The 11840-nt window shown below is 62.0% G+C and carries 11 protein-coding genes; 3 read left to right on the top strand and 8 right to left on the bottom strand.

The genetic code is table 11. The annotated features are described in order from the left end of the window. The 6 genes from PverR02_RS00470 to PverR02_RS00445 form a co-directional block, all read right to left on the bottom strand. Positions 1 to 777, bottom strand: coding sequence for an N-acetylmuramoyl-L-alanine amidase (locus tag PverR02_RS00470; RefSeq protein ID WP_017849033.1), 777 nt, complete (start codon positions 775 to 777; stop codon positions 1 to 3). An 88-nt stretch (positions 778 to 865) separates the two neighbouring features. Beyond that, positions 866 to 2950, bottom strand: coding sequence for a GGDEF domain-containing protein (locus PverR02_RS00465; protein WP_079442561.1), 2085 nt, complete (start codon positions 2948 to 2950; stop codon positions 866 to 868). Beyond that, positions 2947 to 3825, bottom strand: coding sequence for an endonuclease/exonuclease/phosphatase family protein (locus PverR02_RS00460; RefSeq protein ID WP_046381537.1), 879 nt, complete (start codon positions 3823 to 3825; stop codon positions 2947 to 2949). The genes PverR02_RS00465 and PverR02_RS00460 overlap by 4 nt, the downstream gene beginning before the upstream one ends. A 10-nt stretch (positions 3826 to 3835) precedes the next feature. Continuing rightward, positions 3836 to 4471: a thiol:disulfide interchange protein DsbA gene (dsbA, locus tag PverR02_RS00455; RefSeq protein WP_017849030.1), complete on the bottom strand. Its 636-nt coding sequence runs from the start codon at positions 4469 to 4471 to the stop codon at positions 3836 to 3838. Between the two features lie 167 nt (positions 4472 to 4638). Continuing rightward, positions 4639 to 5244: a c-type cytochrome gene (locus PverR02_RS00450; protein WP_079442560.1), complete on the bottom strand. Its 606-nt coding sequence runs from the start codon at positions 5242 to 5244 to the stop codon at positions 4639 to 4641. 37 nt (positions 5245 to 5281) lie between these two features. Beyond that, on the bottom strand, positions 5282 to 5581 hold the full coding sequence (locus tag PverR02_RS00445; RefSeq protein WP_017849028.1) for a c-type cytochrome: 300 nt from the start codon (positions 5579 to 5581) through the stop codon (positions 5282 to 5284). A 192-nt stretch (positions 5582 to 5773) separates the two neighbouring features. Here PverR02_RS00445 and yihA point away from each other — a divergent pair, with 192 nt between their 5' ends. Next, a complete protein-coding gene (gene yihA, locus PverR02_RS00440; protein WP_017849027.1) occupies positions 5774 to 6415 on the top strand; it encodes a ribosome biogenesis GTP-binding protein YihA/YsxC in 642 nt (213 codons plus the stop codon). Positions 6416 to 6684: 269 nt separating this feature from the next. Here yihA and polA read toward each other — a convergent pair whose 3' ends face one another. Continuing rightward, a complete protein-coding gene (polA, locus tag PverR02_RS00435; protein ID WP_079442559.1) occupies positions 6685 to 9459 on the bottom strand; it encodes a DNA polymerase I in 2775 nt (924 codons plus the stop codon). A gap of 74 nt (positions 9460 to 9533) precedes the next feature. Between polA and PverR02_RS00430 the strand changes: the two genes are divergently transcribed. Both PverR02_RS00430 and PverR02_RS00425 read left to right on the top strand, forming a co-directional pair. Beyond that, a complete protein-coding gene (locus PverR02_RS00430) occupies positions 9534 to 9824 on the top strand; it encodes a DUF2782 domain-containing protein (protein WP_079442558.1) in 291 nt (96 codons plus the stop codon). Positions 9825 to 9880: 56 nt separating this feature from the next. Then, positions 9881 to 10834, top strand: coding sequence for a homoserine kinase (locus PverR02_RS00425; protein ID WP_017849024.1), 954 nt, complete (start codon positions 9881 to 9883; stop codon positions 10832 to 10834). A 51-nt stretch (positions 10835 to 10885) separates the two neighbouring features. Here the strand turns inward: PverR02_RS00425 and PverR02_RS00420 are convergent, their stop codons facing one another. After that, the gene (locus PverR02_RS00420; RefSeq protein WP_017849023.1) at positions 10886 to 11815 is read right to left on the bottom strand and encodes a zinc ABC transporter substrate-binding protein; all 930 of its coding nucleotides are present in this window, start codon (positions 11813 to 11815) and stop codon (positions 10886 to 10888) included. Positions 11816 to 11840 lie beyond the last annotated feature (25 nt).

Below are 11840 nucleotides of genomic sequence, written 5' to 3'. Positions count from 1 at the left end.
TTAACGCCGGTCGAGGGCACGCAGGATCGCGGCACTCTCGGCATCCGGCGTGCCATCGAACAGCGCAGGGCGGAAGTGCATCTGGAACGCGGCGAGCACATGGCGCGTGGCGACGTCCAGCTCACCGGTCTGCGGCGTCTGGTAGCCCAGGTGCGCCAACGCTTCCTGGAACCAGGTGATGCTCGGCAGGTCCGTGGCGTACTGCGCCTGGAAGCGTGCCACTGCCTGCGCGTCGGGCCAGACGCCCAGGCCTTTCTCGGCCAGGCGCTTCCATGGGAACAACGGCCCCGGGTCCAGCTTGCGCAGCGGCGCGATGTCGCTGTGACCGATGATGTTTCGGGGGTCGATGCCGTTGCGCGTGCTGATGTCCTTGAGCAACACCTCCAGGGATTTCACCTGCGCTTCGGAATACGGGTACCACACGCGGCCCGTCGGCGTGTCGCGGAACCCTGGGTTGACGATCTCGATCCCGATGGAGCTGGAGTTCAGCCAGGTGCGGCCCATCCACTCGCTTTCCCCAGCATGCCAGGCGCGCTGGCTTTCATCCACCAGCTTGTAGATGGTGCCCGAAGCGTCGTCGCCGATCAGGTAATGGCTGCTGACCTGACCATGGGTCAGCAGCGCCAGGGAGCGTTCGAGGTTGGTCGAGGTGTAATGGACGACCACGAACTGCACGCGGTTGTCATGGTTGACCGAAGGGTGGCTGGTATCCAGGCGCGGGCCGCTGGCGCAGCCGCTGAGCAGGAGGAACACAAAGGCGAAGTACACGGATTTCATGGCGGATAACGTTACGCTGAAGACGATAATGCAACAGTGTAACGTACCGTTTGTGGCCCGAACGTCAAATTACAAAATGGAACATCTTTTAGGCCGCCTGCACCCGGTTACGTCCCGCTGCCTTGGCCCGGTACAACGCCTCGTCGGCGCGCTTGAGCGCCAGGTCGCTGCGCTCGCCGGGCTGGAACTGCGCCACGCCCATCGACACCGTGATCGTCACCGGCTCGCCCTTGAAGTGGAACGGGCAGACTTCAATCGCCGCGCGCAGCACTTCGCCAGCGCTCAGGGCATTCGCCAGGGGTGAGTCGGGCATCAGCAACACAAACTCTTCGCCGCCGAAGCGCGCAATGAAGTCGCCGGGGCGCAGGCGCTTGCGCAGCACGCTGGCAATGATTTTCAGCACTTTGTCCCCGGCCAGGTGCCCGTAACCGTCGTTGATACGCTTGAAGTGATCGAGGTCCAGCATCGCCAGCGACAGGCTGTTGCCGCGCTGATGCCAGAGGTTGACCTCATGGTCCAGGCGCTCGCTCCACGCGGCACGGTTGGGCAAGCCGGTAAGCGGATCGACCAGCGCTTTCTGGCGCTGCACTTCGAGGTGATCGCGATAACCCTGGGCCTCCTGCTCCATATTGGCGACGCGTTCGGCGAGCCCTTTCAAGCGCTCCGCCACTTCCTGCTCGCGCAGGTCACGCTGCTGCTGGTGCTGGTCCATGGTGCCGAGCAGGCCTTCAAGGTGGCTTTCCAATACCTGCTTGAGGCTGTCCAGGTCGGCGGCGCCCTGCACACTGTTTTGCAGGCCGTCGACCTGTTCGCGGATTTGCGTGTCCAGCTCACGGGCGGCCGAGCGACTGTCGGCATAGCCTTCGCTGGCCGTCTGCAGATGGCCCTGGAATGCTTCGAGGCGTTCGTTGAGCTGCTTGAGGTAGGCCTCGAACTCATGCTGGCCGCTGTCGGTGATCGCCAGCATCAGCGTGGCCAGGTCATCGAGGATCGGCAGCAGTTCGTACCAGTTCAAACCATGGGCCAGGCGCTCGCGCATGGCTTCGGCCTGGGGCCGGTGGCGCTCGGGCAGGGACAGGTCTTCCAGCAGGCCAAGCAAGGTGTCTTCAATGTGTTTGGCCACGGAGCTGTAGGACGGCTCCGGCGAATCGGGCAGGGCGTAGATTGCGTCCGCCAGCAGCTCGTCCGGGTCCGGCGCGTCCAGCACCGGCGGCAGTGACAGGCTGCCGATGACGGTTTGTTGCGGTGCATCGACCTGAACCGGCGGTGGTTCGATAAGCGCGGCGAGTGCACTTTCGGCGCCAGGTTCTGGCGCCGCTGCTGGAAGCGCGGCAGGCGCCGCCACTTCGACGGGCCGGGCGATCGGCACGGGCTGGGGCGCGGCTTCGGGGGCGACGACCGGGCTCACGACCTCGGCCGCCGTGGCCACCTTGGCTGCCGCCACCGGTTCCGGCGGTTCCGGCGGGGGCGGGGCCGAGCCTTGCGGCAACGGCGCGAACGCCCGCAGGGCCTGGGCCAACTCGTCGGACTGGGGCGGCGGTGCCGCTTCGGCGACGGGTTCGGGCACCGGCCTGGCGGCGGCGGGCGCAGAGGGCGCAGAAGGCGGCGGCGCGGGCTCGCCGGTCGGCGCCTCACTCGCAACTTCCTTGGCACCAAACAGACGCTGCAGCAGGCCGGGACCGGGGCGTGGGGTTTCGCCGTCCGGTTCCAGGTTATTCAACGCCTGCCCTTGCAGGTTACTCAACTCACTGAGCAACAGCGGGATCTCGCGCGCCTGACCCACGCGGCTATCCAGCTGCTTGGCGAAGGTTTTCAACGGGCGGGCCACCTCGCGGGGCAGCGGCAGTTTCTGCAACTGCGCAACCAGGGCCGTGAGCGCGCTGCTCATCTGGTCAATCCGGGTTTCGCGACGCTGCTCCGAATCCAGTACGGCTTTTTCCAGGCGCGGCAGCAATGCGGCGAGGGCGGCATCCATGTCGTCGCTGCGCACCACGTCGCGCATTTCCTTCATGCATTGATCGACCGCGCGGTCGGTACCTTCAGCGGCCAACGTACTGCGCACCAAGCCTCGGCGCAGCAGGTCGAGGCGGGCGGCCCAGCGGCGTTCGAGTTTGTCTTGTTGATCGATGCTTTTAAGGTATTTCTCTTTCCAGCGCTGGGCTTCGTCGCTCATGCAAGGGGTCCGCGAGGGCCGGGGCTCAACGCGGGCAATGCATCCACCGTGAGCGAACCCGGCAGACGAATCTCTACCGCGACCGGCAGGTGATCGGAGATGGGCTGCGCCAGCACCTGCACACTTTCAAGCGTGAGGGTCGGACTGAGCAGGATGTGGTCAAGACAGCGTTGCGGGCGCCAGCTGGGGAACGTGGCTTCGACTTGCGGCGCCAGCAACCCAAGGTCACGCAACGGGGAATTCTGCAGCAGGTCGATGGCATGGGTGTTCATGTCCCCCATCAACACCTGATGCTTGTAGCCGCCAATCAACTCACGCACGTAGGCCAACTGCAGGTTGCGGGTCCGCCCCCCGAGCGCCAGGTGCATCATCACCACCACCAGGGCTTCCGAACCTTCGCCAAAACGCACGAGGATCGCGCCACGACCCTTGGGGCCCGGCAATGGGTGATCTTCGATGGCCGATGGCTTCAGGCGACTGAGCACGCCGTTGCTGTGCTGCGCCAGACGCCCGAGGTTGCGATTGAGTTGCTGATACCAGTAGGGAAATGCACCCAACTGGGCCAGGTGTTCCACCTGGTTGATGTAGCCGGAGCGAATGCTGCCGCCGTCGGCTTCCTGCAGGGCGACCAGATCGAAGTCGCCCAACAGGTCGCCGATCTTCTGCAGGTTGCCGGCCCGCCCGTTGTGGGGCAGCAAGTGCTGCCAGCCACGGGTGAGGTAGTGCCGGTACTTCTCGGTACTGATACCCACCTGGATATTGAAGCTGAGCAGCCGCAGGCGGCTGTCCGCCGGCAGGCCCGTGGATTCCAGGTGAGCTTCGTTGACCTGCGGGTCATGCAGACCGACAACGCGTTCGGTACCCCAGCGACGCATGGCAGGCCCCTTACTTGGCGGCGCGTTCTTTGGCGATCAACTGGTCGGCCACATTGAGGGTCGCTTCAGGACCGCCGGTGGTGCCCAGGTCAAAACGGTACTTGCCGTTGACGATCATGGTCGGAACGCCTTGCACGCCATAAGCCACGGCGAGTTTCTTGGCGGCTTCGATCTGGCCCTTGATGGCGAAGGAATTGAAGGTGGCCAGGAACTTGTCCTTGTCGACACCTTGGGTCGCGACGAAATCAGCCATGTCCTCAGGCTTGGTCAGACGCTTGCCTTGTTTCTGGATCGCCTCGAAGACAGCGTTGTGAACCTTGTGCTCGACACCCATGGCTTCCAGGGTCAGGAACAGTTGGCCGTGGGCATCCCAGGGGCCGCCGAACATGGCAGGGATGCGTTTGAAGTTCACGTCCTTGGGCAGTTTCTCAACCCATGGGTTGATGGTTGGCTCGAAGGCGTAGCAATGCGGGCAGCCGTACCAGAACAGCTCCACCACTTCGATCTTGCCCGGCACCGAAACCGGCACGGGGTTGGCCAATTCCACGTAGGTTTTACCGGCTTCAAGCGGCACATCGGCGGCTTGTGCGGTCATGCCGAAGAGGCTGGCGGTGACGAGAGCGGCGCTGAGGATCAGATTACGCATGCTTTACTCCTGGACAAATAAAGTCGCCTCACGCGACCTTTGTTGTGACAGGTCTGCGCGGGCATGAGTTCGTTAGTGTAACGGCACCGGCCACAAAAAAGGGCGGCCTAGGCCACCCTTTTTATGCTTGCATCAACGGATTAATCGAGCGTTAACGCAGCCCTCGATCAGTGCAGACCCTGAATGTATTGGGAAACCGCTTCGATGTCCTTGTTGCTCAGCTTGGCGGCAATGCTCTGCATGATTTTGGTATCGCCGTCGTTGGTGCGATTACCTTCACGGAAGTCCGTCAGTTGCTTGGCGACGTACTGCGCATGCTGGCCACCCACATGCGGGAAGCCCGCAGCGGCGTTGCCCACGCCGTCAGGCGAGTGGCAACCGATGCAGGAAGGCATGCCTTTGTCGAGGTTGCCGCCACGGAACAGTTCTTCGCCACGGGCCACTTGCTTCGGATCAGCAGCTCCCACACTGCCTTTCTGGCTGGAAAAATAGGCCGCGATATCGGCCAGGTCCTGATCGCTGAGGTTGGTCAGCAAGCCGGTCATTTCCAGGACCGTGCGCTTGCCGTCCTTGATGTCGTGCATCTGCTTGGTCAGGTAACGCTCACCCTGGCCGGCCAGTTTAGGGAAGTTCGGCGCCGGGCTATTACCATCCGGTCCATGGCAAGCACCACACACGGCGGCTTTCGCCTGACCCGCAGCAGCGTCGCCTGCAGCATGGGCAACACCGGTGATGCCCAAGGTCAACAGCAGACTCACGATCAGTTTGTTCATCAGCTAATCCAACTACGGCTAAGGGTTTAAGAGTTATCTAACCGGGTTTACTCACCATCCACTCAATGATGGCCTGGTAATCCTCGGTACTGCAGTCCATGCACAAACCACGCGGCGGCATTGCCTTGAAACCCTGGGTCACGTGTTGCACCAGCGTGTCCATGCCTTGCGCCAGTCTGGGCGCCCAGGCTGCCTGGTCACCCCGCTTCGGGGCGTTCGGCAGTTGGCCGGCATGGCAAGCCACGCAAACTCGGTTGTACACCGCTTCCGGTTCCTGTGTAGCCTGAGCGCCGTAAAGCGGCATCAAGACACCGACAGCAAGCAACCATCTGGTCATACATCGACCTTTTCAGGGTTTGGGAGCGTTTTGCGTTCTAATGCGCAATAAAGGTCTATCGCTCCCGTGAACTTCATCCTTCGCTGGGACAAAGCACACACAAAATCTGCGGCATTATATACTGGCGCTACTGAAACGGAAACGACACCGCTTGCCGCACCCTTTTTCGGCACCGCCCATATCGGAAATCTCATGCAACTCAAGAACCCCATCCTCGGCCTGTGCCAACAGTCCACCTTCATGCTCAGCGCCGCCAAAGTGGACCAATGCCCCGATGACGAGGGCTTTGAAGTCGCCTTTGCCGGCCGTTCCAACGCGGGCAAATCCAGCGCCCTGAACACCTTGACCCATGCCAGCCTGGCGCGCACCTCGAAAACCCCGGGCCGCACGCAGTTGCTCAACTTCTTCAAGCTAGACGATGATCGGCGTCTGGTCGACCTTCCGGGCTACGGTTATGCAAAAGTACCTATCCCGCTGAAGCTGCACTGGCAGCGTCACCTCGAGGCTTACCTGGGTGGCCGGGAGAGTTTGAAGGGTTTGATTCTGATGATGGACATCCGTCATCCAATGACCGACTTCGACCTGCTGATGCTCGACTGGGCAGTCGCCAGCGGCATGCCGATGCATATCCTGCTGACCAAAGCCGACAAACTGACCTATGGCGCCGCCAAGAACACGCTGTTGAAGGTGCAGGCGGAAATCCGCAAAGGTTGGGGTGACACCATCACCATCCAGCTGTTCTCGGCGCCAAAGCGCCTGGGCCTGGAAGAAGCCTACACCGTGCTGGCCGACTGGATGGAATTGGCCGACAAGGGCGCAGAAACCGCGGAGTGACTTTTGCGCAGGCAAAAAAAACCCCGGACTTCGTATGGGGAGGGGAAGTTCGGGGTTCAAGCTCCGGACCGCTAGGGCGGGGTCCAGATATCTGCCAACACTTAACACAACATAGGAGCATTGAAGGGCTTCACCACCCATTCAGTAACTCTGAGTGGCATTTCATGAGTTAAGTTCCGGCAGGTACAAAAAACTATTTGCAATAAGCGACGGCGTTTTCGGGTCTAAAGCGTTCTGCCACCACCCTCGGCGGTGGCAGAACCGCGCTATCAGTGCGCTTCGTCCCAGTTATCACCCACGCCCACTTCTACCAGCAACGGCACATCCAGCGTCGCCGCATGGCTCATGTGCTGGCGGATCTCGTCACGCACTTGATCGACCAGATCCTCGCGAACCTCCAGCACCAGTTCATCGTGTACCTGCAGGATGACTTTGGCATCCAGGCCTGACGCGGTCAGCCAGTTATCCACCGCCACCATGGCTTTCTTGATGATATCCGCCGCCGTGCCCTGCATCGGCGCGTTGATCGCCGTGCGCTCGGCGCCTTTGCGCAGCGCCGGGTTCTTCGCGTTGATGTCCGGCAGGTACAGGCGGCGACCGAAGATCGTCTCGACATAACCCTGCTCGGCCGCCTGGGCGCGGGTGCGCTCCATATAGGCCAGCACGCCCGGATAGCGGGCGAAATAACGGTCGATATAGGCCTGGGACTGTTTACGATCGACACCGATCTGCTTGGCCAGGCCAAACGCGCTCATGCCGTAGATCAGGCCGAAGTTGATCGCCTTGGCGCTGCGACGCTGGTCGGTGGTGACCGCGCCCAGCTCCACGCCAAATACTTCGGCGGCGGTGGCCTTGTGTACGTCCAGGTCATTGCGGAAGGCGTGCAGCAAGCCTTCGTCCTTGGCCAGGTGCGCCATGATCCGCAGCTCGATCTGCGAGTAGTCCGCCGCCAGCAGCTTGTAGCCTTTTGGCGCGACGAACGCCTGACGAATCCGCCGGCCTTCAGCGGTGCGGATCGGAATGTTCTGCAGGTTCGGATCACTCGACGACAAACGCCCGGTGGCCGCCACCGCCTGGTGATACGAGGTATGGATGCGCCCGGTGCGCGGGTTGATCTGCTCAGGCAAGCGGTCGGTGTAGGTGCTTTTCAGCTTGCTCATGGAGCGGTACTGCATCAGCACCTTGGGCAGCGGGAAATCCTGCTCGGCCAGTTCGGCAAGCACCGCTTCGGCGGTCGACGCCTGGCCCTTGGCGGTCTTGCTGAGAACCGGGTGGCCGAGTTTTTCGTAGAGGATCGCGCCCAATTGCTTGGGCGAGCCGAGGTTGAATTCCTCACCGGCGATGGCAAATGCCTCACGCTCCAGCTCGACCATCTTCTCACCCAGCTCAACGCTCTGCACGCCGAGCAACTTGGCATCCACCAGTGCGCCCTGGCGCTCGATACGCGCCAGTACCGGCACCAGCGGCATCTCGATATCGGTCAGCACGCTGACCAGGCTGGGGATCGCCTGGAGTTTTTCGAACAAGGTCTGGTGCAGGCGCAGGGTGACGTCGGCATCTTCAGCCGCGTAAGGGCCGGCCTGTTCGAGGGAGATCTGGTCAAAGGTCAGCTGTTTGGCGCCTTTACCCGCAATATCCTGGAAGCTCACCGTGGTGTGACCCAGGTATTTCTGAGCCAGGCTGTCCATGTCATGCCGTGTGGCGGTGGAGTCGAGGACATAGGATTCGAGCATGGTGTCGTAGGCAACGCCCTGCACCGTGATGCCACAATTCTGATCGCCACCGATGGCACAGTTGGCCAGGATATTCATATCGAACTTGGCGTGCTGGCCCACCTTGAGCTTGCTCGGGTCTTCGAGGATCGGCTTGAGCGCGCGCAGCACCGTGTCGCGGTCCAGCTGCTCCGGCACGCCCATGTAGGAATGGGTCAGCGGGATGTAGGCCGCTTCGTAGGGCTGCACCGCGAACGACAACCCAACCAGCTGCGCTTGCTGTGCATCGATGCCGGTGGTCTCGGTATCGAAGGCGAACAGCTTGGCCTCGCCGAGCTTCTTCAGCCACACATCGAAACGCGCCTGATCGAGGATGGTCTCGTACTTGAGCTCGGTGCTGACGACCGGCGCATTCTCGGCGACCGGAGCCGCCACCTCCAAGCCGGTGCGCTTGGCGTCGCGCTGCACTTCCTCGAACCAGCTTTTGAACTCCAGGAGGGTGTACAGCTCCAGGAGTTTTTCGCGATCCGGCTCGATCAGGTGCAGATCATCCAGGCCCACGTCCAGCGGCACGTCGATCTTGATCGTCGCCAGTTGATAGGAGAGGAAGGCCATGTCCTTATGCTCTTGCAGCCTGGCCGGCAGGGTCTTGGCCCCACGGATAGGCAGGCTCGGCACAATATCCAGATTTTCATACAGCTCTTTCAGGCCGCCATTGACGCCCACCAGCAAGCCAGAAGCGGTCTTCGGACCAATGCCCGGAACGCCAGGGATGTTGTCGGACGAATCGCCCATCAACGCCAGATAGTCGATAATCTGCTCCGGAGCGACGCCAAATTTCTCCTTTACGCCCTCCACATCCATGGCGCTACCGGTCATGGTGTTGACCAGGGTAATGTGCCCGTCCACCAGCTGCGCCATGTCTTTGTCGCCGGTCGAGATCACCACCGGGCGGTCCGCGGCTGCGCTGCTGCGGGCCAGGGTGCCGATCACGTCATCGGCTTCGACGCCTTCGACGCACAACAGCGGGAAACCCAGGGCGATCACGCTCTGGTGCAGGGGCTCGATCTGCAGGCGCATGTCGTCGGGCATGCTTGGGCGGTTGGCCTTGTATTCGGCGTACATTTCGTCGCGAAAGGTCCCACCCTTGGCGTCGAACACGACCGCGAACGGGCTGTCCGGGTACTGCTTGCGCAGGCTCTTGAGCATGTTCAACACGCCCTTGACCGCACCGGTCGGCAGGCCTTTGGAAGTGGTCAGCGGTGGCAGCGCGTGGAAGGCGCGGTACAGATATGAAGAACCGTCCACCAGGACGAGGGGGGCTTGGCTCATGAGCAGGATCAACCTTTTCGGCGGGTCAGGCGCTAGAATAGCCGGACCACAGACAACAAAAGGACAAGGTTATCATGCGCTCATTCAATCGCCTGCTGTTGACCGGCTTGTTTGCATTCGCTCCGATGGTTGCCATGGCGGCAGACAGTGCACCTCCGGGTGATCCGGAAGTTACCATTCGCACAGAGGGCGACAGAACCATTCAGGAGTACCGTCAAAACGGTTTCCTGTACGCAATCAAGATAACGAAGAAAGGCTTCCCACCGTATTTCCTGGTGCGCGCAGACGGATCCGATGGGAACTACATCCGCTCTGACCAACCGGATATGCTGATCCCGTCATGGAAGATCTTCGAATGGAAATGATTTCTTAACTTCAATTGGCGCCGCACACCGCGGCGCCCGTACTGGCAGTTTTAACCATGTCTGTGTTCACCCCCCTGGCTCGGCCCGAGCTGGAAACCTTTCTTGCCCCTTACGGGCTCGGCCGCCTGCTTGATTTCCAGGGGATCGCCGCGGGTAGCGAAAACACCAATTTCTTCATCAGCCTGGAACAGGGTGAGTTCGTCCTGACCCTGGTCGAGCGCGGCCCGGTGCAGGAAATGCCGTTCTTCATCGAACTGCTCGACGTGCTCCACGACGCCGACTTGCCGGTGCCTTACGCCCTGCGCACCACCGACGGCGTGGCCCTGCGCGAATTGGCCGGCAAACCGGCGCTGCTGCAACCGCGCCTGGCCGGCAAGCACATCAAGGACGCCAATGCCCAGCACTGCGCCCAGGTCGGCGACCTGCTTGGCCATCTGCACCTGGCGACCCAGGGCGACAAGGTGCTGGAGCGCAAGACCGATCGCGGGCTGGACTGGATGCTCAGCGAAGGAGCGCAGTTGATTTCGCACCTGGACGCAGCGCCGCAACGCCTGCTGCGCGACGCACTGGATGAGATCGAGGCCCACAAGGCGCAGATCCTCGCCCTGCCGCGCGCGAATATTCACGCGGATCTGTTTCGCGACAACGCGATGTTTGAAGGCACGCACCTGACGGGCTTGATCGACTTTTACAACGCCTGCTCGGGCCCGATGCTGTACGACGTGGCGATCGCCCTGAATGACTGGTGCTCGGACGCCGACGGCGTACTCGACGGCCAGCGCGCCCGCGCACTGCTCGGGGCTTATGCGGGGTTGCGCCCGTTTACCGCGAAAGAAGCCGAGTTGTGGCCGACGATGTTGCGCGTGGCGTGCGTGCGGTTCTGGTTGTCACGCCTGATCGCGGCGGAGTCGTTTGCCGGGCAGGATGTGTTGATTCATGACCCGGCGGAGTTCGAGCATCGGCTGGCGCAGCGCCAGCAGGTCGCGATCCAGCTGCCGTTCGCGCTCTAAAATGCGGGAGGGAGCTTCTTGCTCCCTCCTACAGACGTTATGCCTGGGCTTTCAGAGCGACTCCAGGCAGCCCGCCAAGTCATTGCCCAGCTTGTCCAGCACCTGTTCGTAACCTTGAGCGGAAGCCGGGGTGTACCCGCCCAACGCATCCAGCTCCGCCAATTTCACCGGCAAACCGGCCACCAGCGTTTCCGCCAGGCGCGGACGCAGCGGCGGCTCACTGAACACGCAGGTCTTGCCGACTTCCTGCAAACGTGTACGCATCGCCGCCACATGCTGGGCACCGGGCTGCACTTCGGCGGCCACGCTGAACACACCGGCGTGCTTGAGGCCGTAGGCCTCTTCGAAATAATCAAAGGCTTCGTGGAACACAAAGTAAGGCTTGTCGTGGATGCCGGCCATCCGCGCTTTCAAGCGCGCGTCCAACGCATCCAGTCGGCTCACGAACGCCTTCACGTTGAGCTGGTAGCGCTCGGCATTGGCCGGGTCCGCGGCGCTGAGGTCGGCGCCCATGCGTGCGGCAATCACCCGGGCGTTGAGCGTCGACAACCAAAGATGTGCATCCAAAGTGCCTGGGCGATGATCGTGGTCATGTTCGTCGGCATCGTCGGCGTGGGAATGGCTATCTTCGGCGAAACGGCGGAGTTTCATGCCCGGAAGATCCTGCACGGCCACCGTCGGCAGGCTGCGCCCCTTGAGGACGCGGGGCAGGAAGCCTTCCATGTCCGGGCCGATCCAATACAGCAGGTCTACCGACTGCACGCGCCGCACGTCGGATGGGCGCAACGCATAGTTATGCGGCGAGGCCCCCGGCGGCAACAACACCTCGGGAACCGCCACGCCGTCCTGCACAGCCGCGGCAATCAACTGCAGCGGCTTGATGCTGGTCAGCACCTTGACCTCCGCCTGAGCGGCACCCGCGGTGAGCAAACTGGCGACAAATACGACAAAAACGGGAAAAAGTCGGGACACGATGACCACTCAATGGCGTAGGAACGGGTAACAT

The organism is Pseudomonas veronii (assembly GCF_002028325.1).
GTDB classification, from domain to species: domain Bacteria; phylum Pseudomonadota; class Gammaproteobacteria; order Pseudomonadales; family Pseudomonadaceae; genus Aquipseudomonas; species Aquipseudomonas veronii.
Note: the sequence above shows the minus strand (reverse complement) of the source record. Positions and strands in the feature narration are given on the sequence as shown.

What these genes read in the sequence shown, in the direction of transcription:
- PverR02_RS00470 (WP_017849033.1), bottom strand. Translation starts at nt 777, where the DNA reads ATGAAATCCGTGTACTTCGCCTTTGTGTTCCTCCTGCTCAGCGGCTGC.
- PverR02_RS00465 (WP_079442561.1), bottom strand. Translation starts at nt 2,950, where the DNA reads ATGAGCGACGAAGCCCAGCGCTGGAAAGAGAAATACCTTAAAAGCATC.
- PverR02_RS00460 (WP_046381537.1), bottom strand. Translation starts at nt 3,825, where the DNA reads ATGCGTCGCTGGGGTACCGAACGCGTTGTCGGTCTGCATGACCCGCAG.
- dsbA (WP_017849030.1), bottom strand. Translation starts at nt 4,471, where the DNA reads ATGCGTAATCTGATCCTCAGCGCCGCTCTCGTCACCGCCAGCCTCTTC.
- PverR02_RS00450 (WP_079442560.1), bottom strand. Translation starts at nt 5,244, where the DNA reads ATGAACAAACTGATCGTGAGTCTGCTGTTGACCTTGGGCATCACCGGT.
- PverR02_RS00445 (WP_017849028.1), bottom strand. Translation starts at nt 5,581, where the DNA reads ATGACCAGATGGTTGCTTGCTGTCGGTGTCTTGATGCCGCTTTACGGC.
- yihA (WP_017849027.1), top strand. Translation starts at nt 5,774, where the DNA reads ATGCAACTCAAGAACCCCATCCTCGGCCTGTGCCAACAGTCCACCTTC.
- polA (WP_079442559.1), bottom strand. Translation starts at nt 9,459, where the DNA reads ATGAGCCAAGCCCCCCTCGTCCTGGTGGACGGTTCTTCATATCTGTAC.
- PverR02_RS00430 (WP_079442558.1), top strand. Translation starts at nt 9,534, where the DNA reads ATGCGCTCATTCAATCGCCTGCTGTTGACCGGCTTGTTTGCATTCGCT.
- PverR02_RS00425 (WP_017849024.1), top strand. Translation starts at nt 9,881, where the DNA reads ATGTCTGTGTTCACCCCCCTGGCTCGGCCCGAGCTGGAAACCTTTCTT.